At 51.6% G+C, this 25,097-nt stretch carries 23 protein-coding genes and 1 tRNA gene; 19 read left to right on the plus strand and 5 right to left on the minus strand.

Annotated elements, in window-relative coordinates; genetic code table 11:
• Positions 1-187 precede the first annotated feature (187 nt).
• The 13 genes from I2H39_RS24965 (at position 188) to I2H39_RS25025 (ending at position 13,949) form a co-directional block, all read left to right on the plus strand.
• Positions 188-1,264, plus strand: a complete 1,077-nt coding sequence (locus I2H39_RS24965) for an ABC transporter permease (RefSeq protein ID WP_138311291.1) — start codon at positions 188-190, stop codon at positions 1,262-1,264.
• Entirely contained in the window at positions 1,264-2,070 is an 807-nt protein-coding gene (locus I2H39_RS24970; RefSeq protein WP_138311292.1) for an ABC transporter ATP-binding protein, read from the plus strand. The genes I2H39_RS24965 and I2H39_RS24970 overlap by 1 nt, the downstream gene beginning before the upstream one ends.
• Before the next feature lie 93 nt (positions 2,071-2,163).
• Positions 2,164-3,393 (plus strand): ABC transporter substrate-binding protein, encoded by a 1,230-nt coding sequence (locus I2H39_RS24975; protein ID WP_195627767.1) that lies wholly within the window; start codon positions 2,164-2,166, stop codon positions 3,391-3,393.
• Positions 3,394-3,751: 358 nt separating this feature from the next.
• On the plus strand, positions 3,752-5,404 hold the full coding sequence (locus I2H39_RS24980) for an ABC transporter substrate-binding protein (RefSeq protein WP_330641072.1): 1,653 nt from the start codon (positions 3,752-3,754) through the stop codon (positions 5,402-5,404).
• A 40-nt stretch (positions 5,405-5,444) separates the two neighbouring features.
• Positions 5,445-6,425 carry an ABC transporter permease gene (locus I2H39_RS24985; protein ID WP_138311294.1) on the plus strand — a complete coding sequence of 327 codons (981 nt, stop codon included), beginning with the start codon at positions 5,445-5,447 and terminating at the stop codon, positions 6,423-6,425.
• Positions 6,422-7,258, plus strand: coding sequence for an ABC transporter permease (locus I2H39_RS24990; protein ID WP_138311295.1), 837 nt, complete (start codon positions 6,422-6,424; stop codon positions 7,256-7,258). Before I2H39_RS24985 ends, I2H39_RS24990 begins: the two co-directional genes overlap by 4 nt.
• Positions 7,259-7,331: 73 nt before the next feature.
• Positions 7,332-8,264, plus strand: coding sequence for an ABC transporter ATP-binding protein (locus I2H39_RS24995; RefSeq protein WP_138311296.1), 933 nt, complete (start codon positions 7,332-7,334; stop codon positions 8,262-8,264).
• A complete protein-coding gene (locus I2H39_RS25000) occupies positions 8,261-8,884 on the plus strand; it encodes an ATP-binding cassette domain-containing protein (RefSeq protein WP_138311297.1) in 624 nt (207 codons plus the stop codon). The genes I2H39_RS24995 and I2H39_RS25000 overlap by 4 nt, the downstream gene beginning before the upstream one ends.
• Complete coding sequence (gene larB, locus I2H39_RS25005) at positions 8,875-9,618, plus strand: nickel pincer cofactor biosynthesis protein LarB (protein WP_138311298.1); 744 nt, start codon at positions 8,875-8,877, stop codon at positions 9,616-9,618. Before I2H39_RS25000 ends, larB begins: the two co-directional genes overlap by 10 nt.
• Before the next feature lies 1 nt (position 9,619).
• A complete protein-coding gene (gene larC / locus I2H39_RS25010) occupies positions 9,620-10,957 on the plus strand; it encodes a nickel pincer cofactor biosynthesis protein LarC (RefSeq protein WP_195627769.1) in 1,338 nt (445 codons plus the stop codon).
• Positions 10,958-10,986: 29 nt separating this feature from the next.
• Complete coding sequence (gene larE / locus I2H39_RS25015; protein WP_195627770.1) at positions 10,987-11,856, plus strand: ATP-dependent sacrificial sulfur transferase LarE; 870 nt, start codon at positions 10,987-10,989, stop codon at positions 11,854-11,856.
• A gap of 393 nt (positions 11,857-12,249) precedes the next feature.
• Entirely contained in the window at positions 12,250-13,308 is a 1,059-nt protein-coding gene (locus tag I2H39_RS25020) for an inorganic phosphate transporter (protein ID WP_138311301.1), read from the plus strand.
• A gap of 17 nt (positions 13,309-13,325) precedes the next feature.
• Complete coding sequence (locus I2H39_RS25025) at positions 13,326-13,949, plus strand: DUF47 family protein (RefSeq protein ID WP_138311302.1); 624 nt, start codon at positions 13,326-13,328, stop codon at positions 13,947-13,949.
• Between the two features lie 116 nt (positions 13,950-14,065).
• On the opposite strand, the gene I2H39_RS25030 is transcribed toward I2H39_RS25025, so the two are convergent.
• Positions 14,066-15,589, minus strand: coding sequence for a serine hydrolase (locus tag I2H39_RS25030; protein ID WP_195627771.1), 1,524 nt, complete (start codon positions 15,587-15,589; stop codon positions 14,066-14,068).
• 257 nt (positions 15,590-15,846) lie between these two features.
• Here I2H39_RS25030 and I2H39_RS25035 point away from each other — a divergent pair, with 257 nt between their 5' ends.
• The 3 genes from I2H39_RS25035 to I2H39_RS25045 all read left to right on the plus strand — a co-directional run bounded on the left by I2H39_RS25035 (position 15,847) and on the right by I2H39_RS25045 (position 17,858).
• Entirely contained in the window at positions 15,847-16,662 is an 816-nt protein-coding gene (locus I2H39_RS25035) for a glucan-binding protein (protein ID WP_195627772.1), read from the plus strand.
• 378 nt (positions 16,663-17,040) lie between these two features.
• Entirely contained in the window at positions 17,041-17,286 is a 246-nt protein-coding gene (locus I2H39_RS25040; RefSeq protein ID WP_138311305.1) for a helix-turn-helix transcriptional regulator, read from the plus strand.
• An 8-nt stretch (positions 17,287-17,294) separates the two neighbouring features.
• A complete protein-coding gene (locus I2H39_RS25045; RefSeq protein WP_227147456.1) occupies positions 17,295-17,858 on the plus strand; it encodes a hypothetical protein in 564 nt (187 codons plus the stop codon).
• On the opposite strand, the gene I2H39_RS25050 is transcribed toward I2H39_RS25045, so the two are convergent.
• The 4 genes from I2H39_RS25050 to I2H39_RS25065 all read right to left on the minus strand — a co-directional run bounded on the left by I2H39_RS25050 (position 17,831) and on the right by I2H39_RS25065 (position 20,265).
• Positions 17,831-18,229: a hypothetical protein gene (locus tag I2H39_RS25050; RefSeq protein ID WP_195627773.1), complete on the minus strand. Its 399-nt coding sequence runs from the start codon at positions 18,227-18,229 to the stop codon at positions 17,831-17,833. The two genes, I2H39_RS25045 and I2H39_RS25050, sit on opposite strands and share 28 nt — an antisense overlap.
• Before the next feature lie 182 nt (positions 18,230-18,411).
• Complete coding sequence (locus I2H39_RS25055; RefSeq protein ID WP_138311307.1) at positions 18,412-19,224, minus strand: family 1 encapsulin nanocompartment shell protein; 813 nt, start codon at positions 19,222-19,224, stop codon at positions 18,412-18,414.
• A gap of 14 nt (positions 19,225-19,238) precedes the next feature.
• Positions 19,239-19,622, minus strand: coding sequence for a demethoxyubiquinone hydroxylase family protein (locus I2H39_RS25060; protein WP_138311308.1), 384 nt, complete (start codon positions 19,620-19,622; stop codon positions 19,239-19,241).
• Positions 19,623-20,191: 569 nt separating this feature from the next.
• Positions 20,192-20,265, minus strand: a tRNA-Pro gene (locus I2H39_RS25065).
• Between the two features lie 78 nt (positions 20,266-20,343).
• On the opposite strand from I2H39_RS25065, the gene I2H39_RS25070 reads away from it, so the two are divergent.
• From I2H39_RS25070 to I2H39_RS25080, 3 genes are all read left to right on the plus strand, one after another.
• Positions 20,344-21,150 carry an HAD family hydrolase gene (locus I2H39_RS25070; protein ID WP_138311309.1) on the plus strand — a complete coding sequence of 269 codons (807 nt, stop codon included), beginning with the start codon at positions 20,344-20,346 and terminating at the stop codon, positions 21,148-21,150.
• 54 nt (positions 21,151-21,204) lie between these two features.
• Complete coding sequence (gene lpdA / locus I2H39_RS25075; RefSeq protein ID WP_138311310.1) at positions 21,205-22,629, plus strand: dihydrolipoyl dehydrogenase; 1,425 nt, start codon at positions 21,205-21,207, stop codon at positions 22,627-22,629.
• A 75-nt stretch (positions 22,630-22,704) separates the two neighbouring features.
• Positions 22,705-24,534, plus strand: a complete 1,830-nt coding sequence (locus I2H39_RS25080; RefSeq protein WP_138311311.1) for an aminopeptidase P family protein — start codon at positions 22,705-22,707, stop codon at positions 24,532-24,534.
• Positions 24,535-25,097 lie beyond the last annotated feature (563 nt).

The raw sequence follows: 25,097 nt of genomic DNA on the forward strand, positions 1-25,097 counted from the left end.
GCGCATTCTTCCATAAAACGGGAGGGGATTTTTGCCTGATTTTAACAGCCGGCAGGAGCTGTTATAGAATTAAGCTATAAACCCGCCCCCCATCCCAGTTATTTTAAATTGTACACTCCGGCCGATTTCGATTAAAATAGAAAAGCAATAAATGTAAAAAATCCACCACATTCAGAGGAGAAGGATTATGTCAACAAACATGGAGGAAAAACCTGTCTCTGAGAGCGGGCAGATTAACCCACTGGGCCAACTGACGAGACAGCAGCTAAAAGAACTGGAGCAAAAGGAAAGAACACGGGGCCAGAAAATCCTGGATTTTATTATTATGGTGCTTCCGGTTATCTGCGGTTTCATTGCGATTATCGAGTACTGGGAGGTTCCCAACGGAAGTCCCAACAGCCATCCGTATACCTATGTATGGGCGGTGTCGGCCTTTATGGCTGCGTATGCTGTCTATGCCGTTACAGCCTGGATTAAGAACCGGAAGGGAGACAAAAGAACCGTGGAGGACCTGCGCTACCGCGCTCCCTTGTTTTCCGCCTTTTTTCTCCTGCTTACCTGTTATGATTATCTGACCTTAAAGACAGGCATCCTGTCCCAGCCCTTTGTCCCGTGCATGAACAGCATATTGAATATTGCCTGGGAGGACAGGGCGTATCTGCTTGAATGTACGCTCCACACGCTGCGCCTGCTGTTTTTGGGATATTTTATCGGGATTGCCCTGGGGCTGGTTACGGGTATTACCTGCGGCTATTCCGAGAGGGCGCGTTACTGGATTAATCCTGTCATTAAATTCCTGGGGCCTATTCCCACCGCAACATGGATTCCCATTATCATGGTTGTGGCCGCCTCCCTGTTCAGGGGAGCTGTGTTTATTATTGCCCTTGGCTCCTGGTTTGCGGTTACCGTGGCCTCCATGTCCGGCATCCAGAATGTGGACAAGGATTTCTTTGAGGCAGCAAGGACCCTGGGGGCAAACGAACGGCAGCTTGTTTTCAGGGTGGCGATTCCCCATGCCATGCCGTCTATTCTGCAGGGCTGCACCCAGGCCATGAGTTCGTCCTGTGTTGCAATCATGATTGCCGAGATGATGGGGGTAAAGGCCGGACTTGGCTGGTACATGAACTGGGCGAAATCCTGGGCAGCCTACGACAAAATGTTTGCAGCGCTGTTTGTCATCTGTTTTATCTTCACCATTGTGACAAAGGTGCTGGATTTGATTAAACGCCGTGTTCTCAGATGGCAGAACGGAGTGGTGAAATAATGGCAGAGAATACAATTATCCTTCGGTTGGACAACATATCAAAGAGTTTTGCAAAGGTGGAGCAGGATGAGGTTACCCATGCGTTAAATGAAGTAAATCTGTCCATGAAAAGCGGCGAGTTTATCAGCCTTGTGGGGCCGTCGGGATGCGGGAAGTCCACCATCCTCCGCCTTGTGGCAGGACTGATTCCGCCCACCACCGGCCATCTGACGGTAAACGGAGCAGAGATTACAGGGCCGTCGCCGGAGCGCGGAATGATGTTTCAAAAGCCCACCCTTTTTCCCTGGCTGACAGTGGAAAAAAATATTTCCTTCAGCTTAAAGCTCCAGGGGAAACTGAAGGGAAATGAGGAGAAGGTGGAGCGGATGCTAAAGGTTATTGGCCTGGAATCCTTCCGGAATGACTATCCTGGCCAGCTTTCCGGGGGGATGGCGCAGCGCGTTTCCCTGGTGCGCTCCCTGATTAATGAGCCGGATATACTGCTGTTAGACGAGCCTCTGGGAGCCCTGGACGCATTTACGCGCATGAATATGCAGGATGAGATTCTGAAGGTGTGGCAGGAGAAAAAACAGCTTGCAATCATGGTAACCCATGATGTGGATGAGGCCATTTACATGGGAACCAGGGTTATTGTCATGGACGCGCACCCGGGCCGGGTTGTCTCTGACATTAAAATAGATGAGCCCTATCCCAGAGAGCGCTCTTCCGGGACTTTTGTGGCCTGCCGGAATGAGATACTCAACCGTCTGCACTTCGGAGGAAGGAGCAGCGGACGTCAGCCGGAGACACAGACCCCTGTACAATAAAAAGCGCAGGCCATAAGAAAGAGGGAAACCTGCTTTTCCCCACGCCTCTGGCTGTGTACATAAAAAATGATTAAAATCAAAAAGGAGAACAGTATGATGAAAAAAACAAATGCGAAACGCGTTCTGGCAGCAGCGCTTGCGGGAATGATGGCTCTGTCACTGGCCGCCTGCGGCGAACAGGGCGGAGGAAACCCAACAGAAAGCGCAGCCACAGCAGCCGCCACGGCAGCGGAGACTGAATCAGCAGCACAAGCCCAGGATTCCGGCAAAGCCGGGGAGGAGGAAGCCGGCGCTGTAAGCCGTCCGGAGGCTGTTTCCGAGGAAGACTGGGCGGCCATGCAGAAGGAACCTGCCTTTGGCACAGCCTTGAATTACCTGTTTAACGGAGGCGCCTGTGTGTCTGCCGTGTACCTTGCCGAGGCATTGGGCTACTACCAGGATTACGGTATTAATGCGGAATATATAGAGGGAGAGTCGGTTGTCATCACGGTTGGTACAGGTAAGTGTATGTGGGGAACCGACCATATTGCCACCATGCTTGTGCCGGTGACAAACGGCGTGGAGATGACCTTTGTGGCCGGAGCGCATATGGGCTGCAAATCCATCTATGTATTCAATGACAGCGATATTAAGACAGCCGAAGATTTAAAGGGAAAGACCATTGCTATCCATGACGGCATCGGAAACTCCGACCAGAATATTATCTACCGTATGCTTGACGGCGAGGGTGTAGACCCCACTGCTGAGGTGGAGTATCTGGATATTGCAGACAGTGCGGCCAGCGTGGCTGCCATGGAGAGCGGTGAGATTGATGCTTCCATTTTCTCAGACTACTTTGTAATCGCCAATTACAGCGACAAGATGCGCAAGGTATGCTCCATTACTCCCAGCGATGAGTTTGAGGGAGAGGTGTGCTGCGTAACCGCCATGAACAATGACTTCCTTGCAAGGAATCCGGTTCACGCAAAATATATTGTTATGGCCATTAAACGTGCCGGACAATATGCACGTCTCCACTCAGAGGACGCGGTACAGTTGATGTTCGACACAAATAAGATGACCGGCGAGTTTGAGAATCAGCTTGAGTTCTGGGATTCCCTGGACTTCGGCCTGTCTGATGCAATCACAGAGGAAGCCCTTAAAAATATCGCAGCTGATTACATCCGCCTTGGGGTCATCCAAAAGAAGGAGCTGACAGCAGACGATGTCATGAAGCTTGCATGGACAAACGCGTGCCCGGATGAGGAGGTAGAGGGCCTGACCGTGGGCGACCCAAAGGATGTGGCAGGGCGTACCGTGGAGGTTCAGCATAAGGGTGAGTAAATAAGGGACCGTATAATTCAGGCTGGCCGTTCAATATATGGGCAAACGTTTGGCAAGAAAAGCGTTGACCTTTTGCGGACTTTTGCGTATAATTTTTCTAACGGCTGACAGAAGTCAGCATTCAGGAAGAACCAGACGAATTGGATGAAGTAACATTAATAATCTAAGAAGCAAAAATACCAGGAAGGTAGTATGTATTCTCAAGGAATACGCTTATTCTGGTATTTTTTTATGCGTTTGCGCCTGGATACGGATTGTGTTTAAGGAATCTGTGCTGATAGGATGTAAGCCTATGGAGTGCAGGTTGATGGAAACCAGGTATACGGGCACGGCATGAAAAAAGGAAATGGAGAGGGAAATGAGACGAGGAATGAAATATGCTGTGGCGGCCATGCTGGCCGTGTCCATGGCCGTGACGGGCTGCGCCAACAGCGGTGCTAAGGACAGTACAGGCCAAAGCGCGGAAAACAGCGGTGGAAATGACGCCCGGGAGACAGGCGATAATGGAACCAGGGAGGACGTAATCGTGGTTATGGGGCCAACCTCAGAGCCAGAGGCCGGATTTGACCCTGCCTATGGCTGGGGGGCGGGCGAACATGTCCATGAGCCGCTGATTCAGAGTACGCTGACCGTGACAACCGCGGACCTGAAAATAGGATATGACCTGGCAACTGATATGGAGGTCAGCCAGGACGGGCTTACCTGGACCGTGAAGATACGGGATGATGCGTATTTTACAGACGGAGAGAAGCTGACTGCCAGGGATGTGGCGTTTACGTACAATACCCTGCGGGACACCAGTTCTGTCAACGACTTTACCATGTTGGAGAGTGCGGAGGCGCCGGATGGCACTACGGCGGTATTTCATATGAACCGCCCTTATTCCATCTGGCCCTATACCATGGCAATTGTGGGAATTGTACCGGAACATGCTTATGGGGCTGATTACGGGTCCCATCCCATTGGTTCCGGAAGATATATTATGAAGCAGTGGGATAAAGGGCAGCAGGTCATATTTGAGGCCAACCCGGATTATTACGGGCCAGCGCCGAATATGAAAAAGGTGACCATACTTTTCATGGAGGAGGACGCAGCTTATGCGGCTGTCATGTCCGGGCAGGCGGACCTGGCCTATACGGCTGCGTCCTATTCAGACCAGACCCTTCCGGGATATGAGCTGCTTTCCTTTGAGACAGTGGATAACCGTGGATTTAACCTGCCGGCTGTGAAGGCCGGGACCATATCTGGCGGCAATACCGGGGTTGGAAATGATTTTACGTCGGACGTACAGGTGAGAAGGGCTGTCAATATTGCCATTAACAGGGATGAGATGATTGAACATGTGCTGAACGGCTATGGAAGTCCGGCCTACAGTGTGTGTGATAAGATGCCATGGTATAATGAATCTGCAAAGACAGAATATAACCCTGAAAAGGCAGCAGAACTTTTGGAGGAAGCCGGATGGAAGGCTGGTTCTGACGGAATCAGGGAAAAGAATGGCGTCAAGGCAGGATTTACGCTGATGTACCCGGCCAGCGATTCCGTACGCCAGGCCCTGGCGGCAGACACGGCCAACCAGCTTAGGAATGTGGGGATAGATGTGAAGATAGAGGGAGTGGGCTGGGATGACGCCTACGACCGCGCCCAGACAGAGCCGCTTATGTGGGGCTGGGGCGCCCATACGCCTATGGAGCTGTACAATATTTACCATACCATGAAGGATACAGGGCTGGCGGAGTACTCGCCTTATGCCAATGACAGTGTGGACCGTTATATGGACCAGGCCCTGGCCAGCGGGAATCTGGAGGATTCCTACGAGCTGTGGAAGAAGGCCCAGTGGGACGGGACCACGGGCGTGACACAGAACGGGGATATACCGTGGATTTGGCTGGTGAATATAGACCATCTGTACTGGTCCAGAGACGGACTTAAGGTGGCGGAGCAGAAAATCCATCCCCACGGACACGGATGGTCTATTGTGAACAATGTGGACCAGTGGAGCTGGGAATAACAGAGGACAGGAACAGTATGAATGCAGGAAGGATAAAATCATGAGTTGGAAACGGGCGGGAGTTAATTTTATACGGATGGCAATCCTGCTGGTGCTGGTGAGCATGGCTGCTTTTTTCCTGGTGTCTGTCTCTCCTCTGGACCCGCTTGCCACCAATGTGGGGCAGGCGGCTCTTGGCAGTATGAGCAGCGGGCAGATTGCCAGGCTCCAGGAATACTGGGGCGTCAATACACCGCCTGTTACCCGGTATCTGGCCTGGGCCGGCGATTTTCTTAAGGGAGACATGGGTATCTCTCTTTTGTACCGCAGGCCGGTAGCCCAGGTAATCGGGGAGAAGCTGGCCAATTCTCTCTGGATTATGGCAGCGGCATGGATTCTGTCCGGATTCATTGGATTCCTTATGGGAATAATAGCCGGGGCCAAAAAGGGAAAGGCTGCTGACCGGATTATCTCTTCTTATGCACTGGTAACTGCCAGTACGCCGGCCTTCTGGCTGGCCCTGGTGCTTTTGGTGGTGTTTGCAGTCTGGCTGAAGCTGCTTCCCATAGGACTTTCCGTGCCCATCGGCGTGGAGGCGTCGGCTGTGACCATGAAGGACCGCCTGGTCCATGGCATACTGCCTGCGGCGGCCTTGTCCATTACAGGTATTTCCAATATCGCCCTTCATACAAGGGAGAAGATGGCAGAGGTCATGGAAAGTGATTATGTATTGTTTGCCAGGGCCAGAGGCGAATCGGAATGGTCCATTATCCGCAGGCATGGAATCCGCAACATTCTCCTTCCTGCCTTGACGCTTCAGTTTGCCTCTGTCAGCGAGATATTCGGCGGCTCCGTGCTGGTGGAGCAGGTATTCTCCTATCCGGGCCTGGGACAGGCGGCTGTGACAGCCGGATTGGGCGGGGATGTGCCGCTGCTCATGGGTATTACAATCATCAGCGCGGCCATTGTATTTTTAGGGAACTTCACTGCCAACCTTTTGTACGGAACAGTGGACCCCAGAATCAGGAGGAGCAAGGGATGAGCGCACAAAGACACAGGTGGAACCGCCGCAAGGCCATGGCGGTGCTGCTGGCGGTATCGGTCATCCTGCTGGCGGCCATTGCCGTTGCAGGCCAGGTGCTGAAGGAACAGGCTCTGGCCACGGATTTTACCAGAAAAAACCTGCCGCCCAGCCTGGCCTGCCCCTTTGGTACGGACTGGATGGGACGCGACATGTTTATACGCAGCCTTACAGGACTTTCCATCAGCATACGCATCGGGCTGCTGACAGCCTGTATCAGCGCGGTGGTGGCATTTATCATGGGTACCATGGCCGCTTGTCTGGGCAGGGTTACGGATGCTGTCATAGGGGGAATCATTGACCTGGTCATGGGAATACCCCATATCCTGCTGCTGATTCTTATTTCCTTTGCCATGGGAAAGGGATTCTGGGGCGTACTGATTGGCATTTCCCTGACTCACTGGACCTCACTGGCCAGGCTCCTGCGGGGGGAGGTCATGCAGCTTCGTGAAAGCCAGTACATACAGATTGCAAAGAAGCTGGGAAAGGGCAGGTTTTACATTGCCTTCAAACATATGACGCCCCATTTGCTGCCCCAGCTCTTTGTGGGCATGGTTCTTTTGTTTCCACATGCAATTCTGCATGAAGCCAGTATTACCTTCCTGGGATTCGGACTGGCGCCGGAACAGCCTGCCGTGGGAGTTATTTTGTCAGAGAGCATGAAATACCTGGTCATGGGAAAATGGTGGCTGGCCCTGTTTCCGGGGCTTTTGCTGGTATTCGTGGTGGTACTGTTCCATTTTATCGGGGATACCCTGAGCCGTCTGCTGGACCCGGCCCAGGCCCATCTGTAGAACCTTGGCAGTCCGTTGCAGGAAACATTCCGGAAACATTTAAGGGCAGAGTTTTGTTTGGCAGGAGGTTGACATGGAGGAAAAACAAGTCATATTATCAGTGGAGCATCTTATGATTTCATTTACCCAGTATGTAGGGGGGTGGCGCCAGAGGGAGCTTCCTGTGATTCGTGACCTGAACATAAAGGTGCGGGAGAATGAGGTGGTGGCTGTGGCTGGTTCCAGCGGTTCGGGAAAGAGCCTTCTGGCCCATGCGGTCATGGGGCTTCTCCCGCAGAATGCCGCCTGCCAGGGAACGGTTTCCTTTGAGGGGGAAATTCTGACCCAGAAGCGGAAGGAACAGCTTAGGGGGAGCCGGATGGTGCTGGTGCCCCAGAGTGTGTCGTATCTGGACCCGCTCATGAAGGTGGGAGAACAGGTCCGGAGGGGACGAAAGGATAAGGAGAGCGTGGAGCGCTGCAGCGAAGCCCTTGGGCGCTACGGGCTGGGAGAGGATACAGAGGGCCTGTATCCTTTTGAGCTGTCCGGGGGAATGACCAGGCGTGTGCTGATTTCCACGGCAGTGATGGAGCATCCCAGACTGGTCATTGCAGATGAGCCAACGCCCGGACTTCATATCAGTGCTGCCAGGCGCGTGCTGTCCCATTTCCGGGAAATAGCGGATGAGGGCGCAGGCGTTCTGCTCATTACCCATGATTTGGAGCTGGCCCTGGAGGTGGCTGACAGGATTGTGGTATTTTATGCAGGCACCAATGTGGAGGAGGCCCTGGCAGCGGATTTTGGGGATGAGCAGAGACTCAGGCATCCCTACACCAGGGCTTTGTACCGGGCCATGCCCAGCCACGGGTTTAAAGCAGCTTCCGGGACCCAGCCCTATGCGGGGGATATGCCCATGGGATGTCCCTACGGGCCCCGGTGTTCGGATAGGGATGAGGGCTGCCTGCAGGAAATTTCCTATCGCAGTTTTCGTGACGGCATGGTAAAATGCAGGAAGGCGGGAGTATGAAGCTGGAAGCAATCAATATTTCATTCCAATACGACAATGGGAACAGGAGAATCCTGAACAATGTCAGCCTGAGTCTGGAAAGCGGGGAACGTGTGGGGCTGACGGCTCCCAGCGGCTTTGGCAAGACTACTTTTTGCAAAATACTGGCTGGTTATGAAAAACCGGACCATGGGACTGTGACTCTGGACGGAAAACCCCCTGTCTCTTACGGAAGCTACAATCCGGTGCAGATGATATGGCAGCATCCGGAACTGTCGGTAAATCCCCGTCTTAAGATGGGGGAGGTGCTGAGGGAGGGGGACTCGGTGGAGGAGCGGGTGGTCCGCGGACTGGGAATTGAACCGGACTGGCTGAACCGGTATCCGGGAGAATTGTCCGGCGGGGAGTTGCAGCGGTTCTGCATAGCCAGGGCCTTGGGAAAGAGGACCCGGTTCATTCTGGCAGATGAGATAAGCACCATGCTGGACCTGATTACCCAGAGCCAGATTTGGGGTTTTCTTCTGGAGGAAGTGAAGAGGCGGGATTTGGGGCTGCTGATGGTCAGCCATTCGGAGGAACTAACGGAACGGGTCTGCAGCAGGGTGATTGATTTGAGAGAGGAGAACGAAAGATGGACGTAAGGGAATTGCTGGAACAGGTAAAGGCCGGCAGTATTAAGATAGACGATGCAGAGAAGCAGCTTAAGGACCTGCCCTATGAGGATTTGGGGTATGCTAAGCTGGACCACCACAGAAAGCTGCGTTCCGGTTTTGGGGAAACCGTGTTCTGCCAGGGAAAGCCGGATGCATACCTTTTGGAGATTTTCAGGAAATTTTATGAAAGGGACGGAGAGGTCCTGGGAACCAGGGCATCTGCAGAGCAGGCGGAGCTGGTCAGAGCGGCAGTGCCAGAGGCAGTGTATGACCCCATATCCCGGATTCTGAAGGTGGAGAAGCCGGGAAAGGAACGAAGGGGCTATGTGGCGGTGTGTACCGGAGGTACGGCGGACATACCGGTTGCCGAGGAAGCGGCCCAGACTGCTGAATACTTCGGCTGCAGGGTAGAGAGGATATTTGATGTGGGAGTTGCCGGAATCCACAGGCTCCTGGCCCAAAGGGAGCGCTTTGATAAGGCCAACTGTATCGTGGCAGCGGCGGGGATGGAGGGGGCGCTGGGCACGGTGATTGCCGGCCTGGTGGAGTGCCCTGTGGTGGCAGTTCCCACCTCTGTGGGATATGGAGCCAGTTTCCACGGATTATCCGCATTGCTTACAATGCTTAATTCCTGTGCCAACGGGATTTCAGTGGTTAATATTGACAATGGATACGGGGCCGGCTATCTGGCGACCCAAATAAACAGAATGGCGGTGAGATAAGATGGGAAAGATTTTATATTTGGAGTGTAATTCCGGTATCAGCGGGGATATGACAGTGGGGGCCCTGCTTGATTTGGGGGCGGACAGGCAGGTTCTGGAGCATGCGCTGGAAAGCCTGGGCGTGAATGGATATCATCTTCACTTTGGCCGGAAGGTTGTGTGCGGTCTGGATGCCTTTGATTTTGATGTGCATTTGGAGGAGGATGGGCATGAGCATGTTCACGGCGGGGAGCATGAGCACAGCCATGAGCATGTTCACGATGGGGGGCATGAGCACAGCCATGAGCATGTTCACGATGGGGGGCATGAGCACAGCCATGAGCATGTTCACGATGGGGAGCATGAGCACAGCCATCACCATCCGCACATACACCGGAACCTTCACGATATTTACCATATCATAGACCATCTGGATTCCAATGAGAGGGTGAAGGAGATGGCCAGGAATATGTTCCGCATTGTGGCGGAGGCGGAATCCAAGGCTCATGGGCTTCCCATTGAGCAGGTTCATTTCCACGAAGTGGGCGCCATTGATTCCATTGTGGATATCATCAGCGTGGCAGTCTGCATTGACAATCTGGGCGTGGAGGATGTGGTGGTTTCTGCATTGTCGGAAGGTCATGGCCATGTCCATTGCCAGCACGGCGTGCTGCCGGTTCCTGTTCCGGCTACAGCCAATATTGCATCATCCTATGGACTGGAGCTGCATTTTACAGACAATGACGGGGAGATGGTCACCCCTACCGGGGCAGCGGTTGCCGCAGCACTGCGGACAAAGGACCTGCTTCCTGCTTCCTGCCGTCTGCTTAAGATAGGAATGGGCGCCGGGAACAAGGTGTTTAAACAGGCAAATGTACTTCGGGCCATGCTGCTTGAGACTTCACAGGATGAGAACCGTACCATGTGGGTACTGGAGACAAACCTGGATGACTGTACAGGGGAGATACTGGGACTTGCCATGGAGATGCTTCTTGATGCAGGGGCTGCGGATGTGTGGTATACCCCCATCTATATGAAGAAAAACCGTCCTGCCTATATGCTGTCCGTGCTCTGCGGGGAATCGTCCGTAGAGGCCATGGAAGAAATCATTCTGACCCAGACCACTACCATTGGAATACGCCGGTATCAGGTGGAAAGAACCATCCTTGGGCGAAATGAAATCCAGGTGGAAACCGGTTACGGGCCGGCGGATGTGAAGGTGTGTACTTATAAAGGCAGAACATTCTTTTATCCGGAATATGAAAGCATCCGGCGGATTTGCAGGGAACAGGGCGTGGATTTTCAAACCGCATACCATGAAGTCCGTATGAAGGCAGAGGAAAGCCGGCAGGAAAAATGATAAGGATGATATCAGATTAGGAGATTCGTATGAATATGGTAAACAACACTGACAGCGATGCAGCCTTATTCCCGCACCATTTGAGAAAGCAGCTGGAGGCCAGAATGGAACAGCTGGCCAGGGAGGATATCTGCCTGGCATTTTCCGGCGGCGTGGATTCCAGCCTGCTTTTAAAGGCAGCTGCAGACGCAGCAGCCCATACAGGAAGCAGGGTGTATGCCGTGACCTTTGACAGCCGGCTGCATCCTTCCTGCGACCTGGAGATTGCCAGGCGTGTGGCCGGAGAGCTGGGAGGAATCCATGAAGTCATAACCGTGGATGAGCTGGAGCAGGAAGCAATTAAAAATAATCCGGTGAACCGCTGTTACCTGTGCAAGCGCCATCTTTTCCTGAAACTGACAGAGCTGGCAGAGACAAGGGGTATCCGCCATATCCTGGACGGCACCAATGAGGACGATATGCATGTATACCGTCCCGGAATCCGGGCATTGAAGGAACTGGGGATTTTAAGCCCGCTGGCAGAGCTGCACATAACCAAGGCCCAGGTAAAGGCCATGGCATCGGAGTACGGCATATCGGTGGCGTCCCGGCCGTCCACTCCCTGCATGGCCACCCGCCTGCCCTACGGCGCTTTGCTGGATTATGAGGTGCTGGAACGAATCGGAGAGGGGGAGTCCTATGTCAGGACCATTATTCCCGGCAATGTACGGCTCAGGCTTCACGGAGATATTGTGCGCCTGGAACTGGACACAGAGGCCTTTGGAGTATTCATGGAACGGCGGGAGGAAATCGTCAGCCGTCTGAAGGAGATGGGCTTTGTATATATTACCCTGGATGCAGAAGGGTTCCGCTCCGGGAGCATGGACACGGGGGTGAATGAGGGACGGATGAAGGACTGATGGAGGGCTGTGTGAGGCCGGGAAAAGTGAGGCCGGGAAAAAAACCAGAAAATGTGTGCCTGGGAAGAACCCGCAGGAAATCCGGGCATTTAAAATCCGGCCAGAACTAAAACATTATCAGTAATTGGGATATATTTTGCCTGAAAAACTCCAAAAGGATTATAAACATTTTCATTCTTTCTGTTTCGCCTGTATTATCTATATATAGATAATACAGGCGTTTTCCACTTTATCCCATATTGTTTCTATTATCCAAAAACGAATATTTTCCTCTGTTTCTTAACGAAATTGAACTTTACTACCATAAAAAACCGTGTTAGAATTAAAATCGTGAGTTTGTAAATTTTACGTAAAGATAAAGTAAATAATTAAGAGAGTAGGTAAAAAAGAATTATGGACATGTCGTTTTCCTTTTTCCTGCGGCAGCTGGTGACAAATCCGGCCCTGTTGATCACAGTCCTTCTGACCCTTGGGGTTATCTGTGTCAATGGCATCACGGACGCGCCAAATGCCATTGCCACCTGCGTGTCAACCAGGTCACTGGATGTGAACCTGGCCATTGTCATGGCGGCAGTCTGCAACTGCGCAGGAGTGGTTGTGATGACCATGGTAAATTCCACAGTCGCCATGACCATTACCAATATGGTCAACTTCGGAGATGATACCTCCATTGCACTGGTGGCACTGTGCGCCGCACTGTTTTCCATTGTGGTGTGGTCGTCCTTTGCCGTATCCATTGGCTGTCCTACCAGTGAGAGCCATGCGCTGATAGCAGGACTTACAGGTGCTGCCGTGGCCATCCGGGGCGGATTTTCAGCCATCAATACCGCAGAGTGGATGAAGGTAGTTTACGGCCTGGTTTTTTCTGTTGTACTGGGATTTTTAAGCGGTTACCTTTCCTGTAAGCTGGTGGCCTGGACCTGCCGGGACATGGACCGCAGGAAGACCACCGGATTTTTCCGGTACGCCCAGATTGGCGGGGCCGCTGCCATGGCATTTATGCACGGCGCCCAGGACGGACAGAAATTTATGGGCGTTATGCTGTTAGGCATCTGTATGGTCAACGGGTCCAGCAATACCCAGGGAGTACAGTTCCCGCTGTGGATGCTGCTGCTTGGGTCGGCGGCCATGGCGCTGGGAACATCTATCGGAGGAAAGAAAATCATCAAATCCGTGGGCATGGACATGGTACGCCTGGAAAAATACCAGGGCTTTTCCGCGGATATGGCGGGAGCTGCCTGTCTTCTCGGTTTTTCCATTTTCGGCATTCCTGTCAGTACCACACATACTAAAACCACGGCCATCATGGGCGTGGGAGCTGTGAAACGCCTGTCGGCCATTAACTTCAGTGTGGTCAAGGATATGGTGATGACCTGGGTCATGACCTTTCCCGGCTGCGGTATTATTGGATTTCTGATAGCGAAGCTGTTTATGATGTTGTTCCATGGATAAGTAAAGGAGAAGATAAGATGTCTAAGAAAAGTGATAGTTACTATTTTCAGAATTTCATCGAGTGTGTGGAGTGCGGATGTCAGGCAGCTAAAATGCTGGAGGACAATCTGAACCATTTTGATACAGGACTTTTGCAGGACAAGCTGGACGAGCTGCATCGGATTGAGCATGATGCGGATAAGAAAAAGCATGAGATGATGGCTGTGCTGGTCAAGGCATTCATTACTCCCATTGAGCGGGAGGATATCATCCTTTTGAGCCAGAGTATTGATGAGGTGACGGATAAGATTGAGGATGTGCTGATTCGTATCTACATCAACAATGTCCAGAAAATCCGCCCGGAGGCCCTTGCCTTTATCAAGGTCATCATCCGTTGCTGCCAGGCCCTTAAGGAGGTTATGGAGGAGTTTGCGGACTTCAGAAAATCCAAAACCCTTCACGGCCTGATTATTGAGATTAATGCCCTGGAAGAAGAGGGCGACCGGTTATTCATTGACTCCATGCGCAGGCTTCACGCCGAGGTGACAGACCCTATTGAAATCATTGCCTGGAGGGAGATTTACGCCTACCTGGAGAAATGCTGCGATGCCTGTGAGCATGTGGCCGATGTGGTGGAAAGCGTTATTATGAAGAATACCTGATGTCCGGCAGAGCCTGAACAGCCTGTAGGCGGATATGGAAGAATACATAAAAAAGAGAGAAGGCATCGTTCCCGGGTGATGGGAAACGATGCCTTATTTATTGGACGGTTTTCAGATTAATAGATGCTGCCTCCTATATGTACCAGCTGTTCCAGAAGGGCCTGCATCCTGGGAACCGCCGGATGGTTTTCCAGGCCATATTCCCCAAAGACCGAGTCCAGGCGGGGGAAGGCCAGCCATGTGCTGCCGGCTTCATCCTCCCAAACGGAAATGCGCAGGGGCAGTTCCAGGGATACGCTCTGGTCTGCTGCCATGAGTCCGGTGCCTACCTGGGGAGAACCGAATATAAGTACGGTGGTCGGGCGGAGAGAAAGTCCGGCATCAGCAGCATTCTGTCCATGGTCAAATTTGGCGAATACCGGGATGTTCCGTTCCTTAAGGGCTGTTTCCAGGCGGGATACTGTTTCCGCCGCAGAGAACTGGCCTTCCAGGAGGAAGAGACGGTTGTCGTCGTATCCGGTGGACAGAAGGTCGCCGTAGGCGCCTGCTATCCGGCGGCCCAGATTGGTGAAATCCACACCTTCCTTATTGCACATAAGGGTGACGCAGACCAGCTCGGCGGCATCGGTAAAGCGGCTCAGGAAGGATGAGTAGCCATTGACAGATCCTTTTATATCCATGAGTCCCCGGTGATGGTAAAACTGCCATCCGGCTGCGGCCGGAACTGTTTTTCCGTCAGGAAGATTCCATGGTGCGTAGATGAGGGCGCGGTTTCCCGGCTTATGAATCAGGACAGAGCCTGCCAGGCCGATGTCCCAGAAGGAGATATCCTGGGCAGAGGCCCATATGTCGGAAAAGCCCCGCAGCGCCGTGGATTCCGCTGCCGGTATGGGAGAGCCGCTGCTGTCATAGGATACGGCAGGTTCCGTGGGATTGATATAGAGCCTGTCCTTTTTAAATAATTGATGGATGTTGTCTGTCTGGGAAATGTCCTCATAATGGAAACAGCCCAAATCCTCTTTAAAACCCGTGTGTGCAAGGCCCAGGAACTCAATCTGACGGCTGGTCACGAAATCATGGTAGCTCTGACCGCTGACCCGTTCCACGATTTCCGTCAGCAGCAGGAAGTTGGTCGCACTCTGTTCCACATCTGTGCCCGGGATAAAATGCAGGGATTCTCCGGCAGCCAGCCGGGTCAGGGCCTCAAAGGTCCATGGGGTGTCTGGTCTGAACCCTGGAGCGCGGCGGTAGTCCGGCAGTCCCGATGCATGGCGAAGGAGATGAAGAAGGGTGACATTCCTCCAGGTCTCCGGCAGCTCCGGTATGTAGGCAGAAGCTTCACTGTTTACATCCAGTCCGCCGTCCTCATGAAGCTGCATGATTGCCACGGCTGCAAATGCCTGGGATATAGGGCCGGCCGGCCACATGGTGTTGGGGGAAGCCAGACGCCTCCTCCGGCTGTCTGAATAGCCATACCCGGCTACCCTTGGTATGTAGGGGGCCTGTACAATGGCTAAGGTAAGCCCGTCAATTTTTTCCTTCTCCATAAAGCTCCATATCATCTGGTCAACGGTATGACCCAGATAGGAGATATCAGGGTTACCTCTCATTTTCATGGATGTGTGTTCGCGGGTTTTCATAATTTGGCTCCTTTCCTGATTCTGCTGACAATCCGGCGTTAACTGTAATCGCAAAAAATACATTTCATACTGTAACTATAATACTTACAGATTGATTTGTCAAGGTATTATCCGGAAGTATTTAATCTTTACAGTTTAATTACGGTTTGAACACACAGTTGCATAAAAATAGAGAATGAATTATAATGTAACAAGTGCAGGATGAATCATATCTGTCTGTGATAAGGCAGCTAAGGGAGAATGAAAGGAGATTCAGTATGAAGAAACGTTTGGCAGTTACATTAGCGGCATTGGCCCTGAGTGTGGTTATGTCAGTTCCGGCTTATGCAGGTACATGGAAATATGTGAACGACCAGTGGAAATATCAGAGAGGCGCCAATAAGTTTGCCTACAAGGAGTGGATTCAGGATAACGGTAACTGGTACTATATGGACAATAACGGCGTCATGACCACGGGCTGGCAGCAGATTGAGGGACAGTGGTATTACATGGACCAGGCCGGAGTTATGCAGAAGGGATGGTTTAAGGATAATGATAAATGGTATTTCCTCCTTCCCAACGGAGCCATGTCCACGAGCACAGTGATTGACGGACGCCAGATTGGCCCGGACGGTGTATGGATTGCAGCGGAGGGAGAGGCGGAACCAGCCAACATAACAGACCTGTCCACGCCATATCTGGTCCAGAACCTGTTGGACGGACTTTCCACCAAGGGATACAATATTATTACCTCGGGCAAGACATCCACAGGGGAGCGCTGGAACAATGCCATCCGTCTGAAGGGAAAAGGAAGTTACGTGAAGTATGCTGCCAATGGACAGTACCGGCTCTTATCCGGTGTCATAGCCCCTTCTTCCCAATTCAGCAGCGGAATCATGGCTAAGGTGACTGTATATGGTGACAATGATACCGTACTTTATACATCACAGGATATCCATTACAATGAAAAGCTGATGTATTTCGGCGTGGATGTGACCGGACAGAATGAGGTCCGCGTGGAGGTTTCCCTGGTTACGGACAATGAGTGGGATGAACCCATCATACTGATGGATGGACTGTCGCTGTATAAGTAGGCAGGATAAAGATGTCCGGGAAACGGAAAACGGACGAAGCAAATATAAATGAATCATAAGATAACAGGCTGAGGGCCCCGCCTTTTTTTGCGCAGGGTGACTCAGCCTGTTTATTGGTTCAGGGAACATACCGGGATGTTGGCAGGGGGCGGCAGCAAAGGCAGCATTTGCTGATTCCTTTCTGAGATTCTGGTCCGGAAGAAATTTCCGGTTATCATCATTACAATATAGGACAGACTTGCCATCACAGGTAAAAAGCATGCCGATATAGCAGATTGAGCTGCGATTGGACTGATTTTGGTCCCATTATATCTTTAAAAATGAATAAGATTAAGGATAAAAAGGACTGGAACCAGTCCAGATATATGGGGTGGCAGGATGGACGTAATTAAGAATGACGGAACTACCAATATAGGGGCTAATATCCGCAGAATCCGGAAGGAAAAAGGGATTGGGCAGACAGAGCTGATTCAGAAGATTGACCTGGTGGAGTGGGATTTTGATGTGAATCTCACCAGGGAGGCCCTGGTGAAAATAGAGCGGGGCATCCAGCATATCAAGGTGTCGCAGCTAAAGGCCATCAGGGCCATTCTGGAAACAACTTATGAGGAGCTGTTAAAGTAGGAGGTTATATGGAGTTAGGACATACTATTCCGCTGCAGAAATACCTGAGGATGCAGCCGCCTCCGTATGGCGCGGGCTGTCCTCTCTTTTTCTGCTGGGAGCTTCACAGAATCATCCTGCAGTCCGGGGATACGCTGGTGGCTGTCAATGCCGGAAACCGCTTTGCAGTGGTATTGTGGGGGATGGACGCCGGTGCCTGGAACCACTACCAGGAGCATTTCCGGGAAGGGCTGGAAATGGCCATGGAGTCAGAGGGATATACCAGGGAGGAAATCCGTATATATTTGAAGCGGGCAGGGAAGTTCCAGGTCACAAAGACCCATGGAAGGCGTTCTGTGGCCGGGCTTAACCAGATGGACAACTGTCTGTGGAAAATCCCGGCCCTGGTGAAAAAAGGGCAGCTGTTCCAGCCTGTGCACTGCCATGAGGTAAATCGGGAACGCTGCCGGATGGCAGGGTACGAGGGCTGTCAGTATCCTGTGCAGTGCTTTGGCATGGATATGGAACAAATGCTTTCAGAACAGCAGGATGCACAGGAACCATGTCATGATACAATCCTGCAGCAGTCATAGGTCAGAGCCAAAATAGCATCACCGCCGTCCGAATCTATGAATATATGTACGGCCATCATGAACGCCATATACATTCCCTTGCAGTTTTCCGTAATATCCAGGCCGCTGCTGTTGCGAAAGAGGACATCGATGGTCCCGCTGTCCCGTTCTACCTGCAGCAGGGAAGAGGTCATCTGGGCGTATTCCTTGAAGATGGGAAGAAGTGTGTGGTCGAACCATATATTGTACCGCTCATATTGGGCCAGCAGGGCAGTCTCGCGGATGTTTCTGACTGCCTCCCTGGCCATCTCCAGTTCCTTTTCTGACATGCAATCCAGCAATCCATAGATATCTTTGGCATTGCCGGCGTCTGTGAAGTCGTATTGTTCCATAATCTCACCTCATTGAATTCTTTGAATGCTGGACTGGTTCTGGTCCCATTATATCATAAAACCTGCGCAATATGAAGGAGGAAATGGACTGAATTGGGTTCATATAACGGGGCACAAGAGAAGGGCCGTACACGGTATGCGCAGTGTACGGCCCTTTAAGGGTACATGTATAACGGGATTGTCTATTCAAACACAACGATTGCTTCCGGATTTTTAATCCGCAGCGCAGCTGTCTCCATCAGGCGGAAGACATGATTAAAATCTTTCATTTCCGAGTAACCGATAGAGAAGTCCATGCCCAGGGCCAGGTCCATGTATTCCGGTTCCGCACACACCAGGACCGCCTTGCCTGTGCCAAAATCGCCAAGTGGGAGGATGTGGCCGTCAATCAGCTTTTTGATGCGGTCTGATTCCAGCATTCCGGCAGACTGCTGCAGGCGCTGCAGCGCCAGATATAAATCCGGGCTCACAACCAGGGCCTTGCGTCCCTGGCAGCCGGCTGAGAATAGGTGTGAAATGCCTTCTGCCACATTAATAAATGCATTCTCTCCCTGGTTCCAGTCCTTCATCTTAATATGATAGGAACCGGAGGCATTCATCAGACCCTGTAGGCTGAGGGAATCATTGCCATAGAGAATCAGCTCATCCTCGCGTTTGGCAGCCCGCTTTGCAGCAGCCCGCACAGAGCTTAAATCAAGAGGATAGCCATTCTTTTCAGCTTCCTCAATATCCCTCCATGAGAGAAGGAAATCCTCATAAAACAGGGGAAGCTCCACCTGGCGTCTGCCGGACATACGGCCGATGCCATTGTCTAGTATCTCTTCCTTATCAGGACCGTCCACCGGTACCATGGAAGCGCCGGCGCCCAGGGGCCCGAACAGATTTAAAAAGCGGCGGCACACCAGATGTTTTTTTAGTGCTCCGATTGCTGCGTCATCAATTTGTGCCCAGAATTCTGATGAAAATGGTGCACTCTCTCTTGCTAAATAGTCCATAGGTTCCCTCCTTATTATGATTCGTCCAGCAGACTGCCTACCGACAGCGGCCTGGAGGCAGTCTCCTCACCGGCAGCGTCAGAAGGAGCAGCGGCTGCTATGCCAAGTTCCTCCAGCATTTCCTTTACCTCTGACTCCCCGGAGAGGAAGAAATCCGTCTCCCTGGGGTCCAGGTAGCGCATCAATGTAATTAATTCTCCCATATGTGCCTTCTCTTCGTCACGAATGTCAGCCAGAACAGCCTTGGCTGCCGGGTCGTCCGTGGCCAGGTAGTGGGATTCATAGAGATAGATGGCTTCCAGCTCACCGGCTATATCCAGCCGGATGGCCTGCATCAGCTCTGCATTGCTCAGTTTCCGTTCAACATTTCCCTGAAAGGGGTTTGCAAAATTTGGCATGTGTTTCCTCCTTTGGTCTGCTTTATTGTGTTTGATTATAATAATGATAATAATTACTATTTCTGTTTTTATAATAGCATACGCCAGGATGAATTGCAAGGATTATTTTTCAAAGATTTTGCAGAAATATAAGATTATGGCAGATGAATGGCAAAGGCAGCTGAGATAAAGGGTATAGGAATTATATGATTGAGGCAAAGGGTATGGGGACCAAATGACGTCCACATGACATCAACAGGGAATTAACAGGATATCCACAAAGTTATCCACATTATCCACCGAAAACACTAGATATTTCATGTGAATCGTCTGAAAATACCAGATTTGGTACTGTGTATAACTGAATTGAGGGGATGAAGGATTGTGGATAAGTATTGGAGGGGAACTTTGTTTATGGCGGAGGGATTATGCCGGGGGGATGTAAGAAAAAGAATGGAATAAAATAGAAGAACGTGGTATAATCAATCAAGTGCCTGTTAAAGGCGGATGTGGAAGAACATGATATTTGGTATGTATGAAATGCAAATAAAAAATGCCAGAAGCCTTTAAAAGGATTCTGGCATAAAAAATCGGAGTAACAGGATTTGAACCTGCGACCTCTCGGCCCCCAGCCGAGCGCGCTACCAAGCTACGCCATACTCCGTTCTTGAACCTTGATTATTATATCAGATATTTTCCATTTTGAAAAGACCTAATTTTAATTTATTCGGAGAATTTAAAAATGACACAGATACCAGGTAAGAAAAAGCGGATTGTCAGTTTTGATTTGGATATGACGCTGCTGGACCATAAGACATGGAAGATTCCGGAAAGCGCTATGAAGGCCCTGGAGCTGCTGCGGAAGGATTCAGTCATCGTTATAGGAAGCGGCAGGAACATGGACCATGAGATGAGCGCTGTGTACAGGGATATGGTTATGCCGGATGCAGTGATTCACATGAACGGCACGCGGGTGGTGGCAGAGGGAAATGTCCTGTTTGAGCATCTGATGGACAAGGACAGGCTCAGGGCGCTGCTGGAATACGGCGAGGCCCATGGGATTTCCCTGGGGGTCAGCCAGGAGGGCGATGATTATTATATCCACCCCGAGGGCGTAGTGCGCATGGACCAGCTTCGCTGGGGCGTTTCGGAGCGCAATTTTAAGGATGGCTGGAAGCTGATGGATATGCCGGTCAGGACCCTGGTGTACATAGGCGGTCCGGAGGGAGCCAGGGAGCTGGAAGCCCATTTTCCTGAATTCAAGTTTCCCATGTTCTCGGGGAACATGGGAGCGGATGTGGTGGAACAGGAGGCGTCCAAGGCAGAGGGGCTGAAGCGGCTGTGCCAGTATTATGGCATTGGCCTGGGACAGACCATTGCCTTTGGAGACAGCATGAATGACTATGAGATAGTCCGGGAGGCCGGCATCGGCATAGCCATGGGCAATTCCGTGGAGGAGCTGAAGGCTGTGGCGGATTATGTCACAGATGATATTGACCGTGACGGGGTATGGAAGGCCTGCAGGCAGCTGGGCCTGATTCAGATTTGACAGTTTAAAGAAATTATAAAGAGATAATTTATAAGAACATAAGGGAGAACGGGTATGGCAAGAGAATTTGATGTAGTGATTATAGGAGCCGGGCCAGGGGGCTATACGGCAGCGCTTAAAGCAGCGGAGTTTGGCCTCAAGGTGGTGGTGATAGAGGCAAAAAAGATTGGCGGCACATGTGTGAACAGGGGATGCATTCCCACCAAGGCATTGCTGCATGCATCCGATATGTTTCATATGATGCAGAGCTGTGATGAATTTGGCGTGTCCACGGATTTCATTTCCTTTGATTTTGGAAAAATGCAGAAGTATAAGAAAAAAGCAGTGGTCAAATACCGGGAGGGCATCCAATACGGCTTTGAGAAGCTGGATGTGGAAATTGTATACGGAACAGCGGTCCTTCGCAGGGACAGGACCGTGGAGGTGGAGCTTAAGGAGGGCGGCCGGGAATTCTACCGGGGAAAAGCAGTCATCATAGCCACTGGTGCCGTACCCTACATGAGCCGGATTCCCGGCTCCAACCTTTCCGGCGTGTGGAACAGCGACAGGCTGCTGGCAGCGGAGAGCTGGAACTTTGACAGGCTGACAATCATGGGCGGAGGCGTTATTGCGGTGGAATTTGCCACCATGTTCAATAACCTGTGTTCCCATGTGACCATTGTGGAAAAACAGAAGCATCTGATGGCACCTATGGATGATGTGATGTCCGCTGAGCTGGAAAAGGAGCTGCGCCAAAAAGGAATTGATGTATACTGTGACGCCACAGTCACTGAGATATTGGAGGAAGAGGGCGGACTCAGCTGCGTCATTACTCCCAACGGGGAGGGCGAGCCCGTTAAAATGCGGGCAGGGCAGATACTGATGGCCATTGGACGCCGTCCTAATGTGGAGAAGCTTTTGGGCAAGGATATTTCCCTTGAAATGGAAGGCGGGAAGATAGCTGTAAACAGCGACTTCCAGACCAGCGAGCCGGGAATTTACGCCATTGGGGATGTGTCCGCCAGGACCCAGCTGGCCCATGTGGCAGCGGCACAGGGAACCTATGTGGTGGAGAAGATTGCCGGAAGGCCCCACAGCATCAAGCTGGAGGTAGTGCCGAACGGTATGTATGTGTCCCTTCCAATCGTACCAAACTGTATCTATACAGACCCTGAGATTGCCACGGTTGGCATTACGGAGGAAATCGCCAGGGAAAAGGGGCTGAAGGTGCGCTGCGGTCATTTTTCCATGAGGGAAAATGGAAAGTCCATCATAACAGGCGGGGAAAATGGATTTATCCGTCTGGTTTTTGAGGCGTACTCCAATACAATCGTGGGAGCCCAGATGATGTGTCCCAGGGCAACTGACATGATTGGGGAAATCGCTACTGCCATTGCCAATGGGCTGAGCGCAGAGGAAATGTCCTTTGCCATGCGGGCCCAGCCTACTTACAATGAGGGAATCGGAGCTGCTATCGAGGATGCCATGAGGAAGAGATAGCGGGAGCAGGAGATGGAAGGATATGCAGACAGCTATGGCTGACAGATAGTAAGAAATGGAAGGATGGATAATAGTATGAATGTAATTCAGGGCAGGTTGGATGCGCTGCGGGAATTGATGAAAGAGCGGGGAATGGATGCGTATATGATACCCACAGCTGATTTCCACGAATCTGAATATGTGGGAGAGCATTTCAAATGCAGGAAATATATGACTGGATTCACCGGCTCGGCCGGTACGGCCCTGGTGACCATGGACGAAGCCTGCCTTTGGGTGGACGGCCGGTACTATGTGCAGGCAGCGGCCCAATTAAAGGATACCACGGTGACCATGATGAGGATGGGACAGGAGGGCGTACCGTCTCTGGGAGAATACCTGGATGAAAAGATGCCTGAGGGAGGCTGTCTGGGATTTGACGGCCGGGTCGTCAATGCGGCCGAAGGACTTGATTTGGAGGAACTGCTGGAGGAACGGGGCGCACACATTTCTTATGGGGAAGACCTGACAGGCATGATATGGAAAGACCGGCCTGAGCTGTCAGCAGAACCTGCATGGGTCCTGGATGAGCGGTATGCAGGAAAGAGCGCATCCGATAAGATAGCGGATGTGAGGGAGGCCATGAAAAAGGCCCATGCATCTGTCCATGTGCTTACCTCTCTGGATGATATTGCATGGCTGTTAAATATCAGAGGCAATGACATCCTGTACAATCCGGTGGTATTATCATATGCCCTGGTGACCATGGACCAGTTGTATCTCTTTGTCAACAGCAGTGTGCTGGAAGGAAAAGCTTATCCGTATCTGGAGGATGCAGAGGACATAAGCGTGAAGGAATACCTGGAACGAGCAGGCGTCACCGTGATGCCTTATGATGGTATATACCGCATGGCGGAGGAACTTAGGGGAGAGAGGGTACTGCTGGAGAAATGCCGTGTCAACTATGCTGTGTACCGCCTGATTGACGGTTCCAATAAAGTGATTGACAGAATGAACCCGACGGCAGCCATGAAAGCGGTTAAGAATAAGGTTGAAATAGAAAATGAAAAGCGGGCCCATATCAAGGACGGCGTGGCCATGACCAAGTTTATCTATTGGCTGAAAACAAATATGGGCCGGATTCCAATGGATGAAATCAGTGTGTCGGACTATCTTGAGAAACTGCGCAAGGACCAGGAGGGATGCATTGGACTGAGCTTTGCAACCATATCCGCATACGGAGCACATGCAGCTATGTGCCACTACTCAGCCACGCCTGAGAGCAATCTGCCTCTGGAGCCCAGGGGACTGTATCTCATTGATTCCGGGGGCCAGTATTACGAGGGAACAACGGACATTACCAGGACCATTGCCCTGGGACCGGTGACAGATGAGGAAAGGGAGCATTTTACCTTGGTGCTTATGAGCATGCTGCGTCTGGGGGATGTAAAGTTTCTTCACGGCTGCCGCGGACTCAGTATTGACTATGCAGCCAGGGAGCCATTGTGGAGGAGAGGGCTTAACTATGAACATGGCACCGGCCATGGAGTCAGCTACTTGTCCAGTGTGCATGAGCGCCCCAACGGCATCCGCTTCAAGATGGTTCCGGAGCGCCAGGACAATGCGGTGATGGAAGCCGGCATGATTACATCGGATGAACCGGGAGTGTATATTGAAGGAAGCCATGGAATCAGGACGGAGAATCTGGTTCTGTGTGTTGAGGATGAGAAGAATGAATACGGACAGTTCCTGCGGTTTGAATATCTGACATATGTTCCCATTGATTTAGAGGTAATTGACCGGGAGATTATGTCTGACCGGGATGTGGAACTGCTGAACCGGTATCATAAGCAGGTGTATGAGAAGATTAGTCCGTATCTGGACGAGGATGAGAGAGCGTGGCTGTCTGAGGCTACGGAGGCGGTTTGAGGCTACGAAGGCGGTTTGAGATATGGGGAAGGGGAATAGGTGTTTTTTGGGGGTGTGCAGGGTGTAGTTATGGTTTGGGCAGGTTTGGGGATGAGGGTGAAGCTGGCAGCAGGGGTGTACGGATTGAGAAATAGTGGAAGGGATGGGGCTGGAGCTGGTTTTCAGTCTTGCCCCGGTGCAGATAGCGGGTGTTGGGGGTTGGGTTAAACGTTGGTGACGCGACGTGGGATTAGCAGGTTAAAGGTGGCTGGGCAGTCCGGCGGCATTGCAGAATGCAGAGCAGTGCTGCAGGAGGTGTCCGGCCTTTTTTGGGGGATGGTGAGGCTGCTATGGGGACGGCAGATATGTTGTGAAGGAATCAGAAGCACATAAGGGAAGGGGAAGAACACAGGAGGAGGATAGTGAGATGCGTGCTTTGGTCAATTGATATGGTTATACATCAGGGAAAATATATGGTAGAATGGCCATAGGGATTTTAAGTGAGAGGATGTTTGAGAACATTTGACGGGGAGATTGGGAGCCATAGAAGTGGGATGTTTGGAAACCCAGAGATATTAGAAAGT

It is taken from the genome of Clostridium sp. 1001283B150225_161107_B6 (assembly GCF_015556325.1).
GTDB lineage: Bacteria > Bacillota > Clostridia > Lachnospirales > Lachnospiraceae > Enterocloster.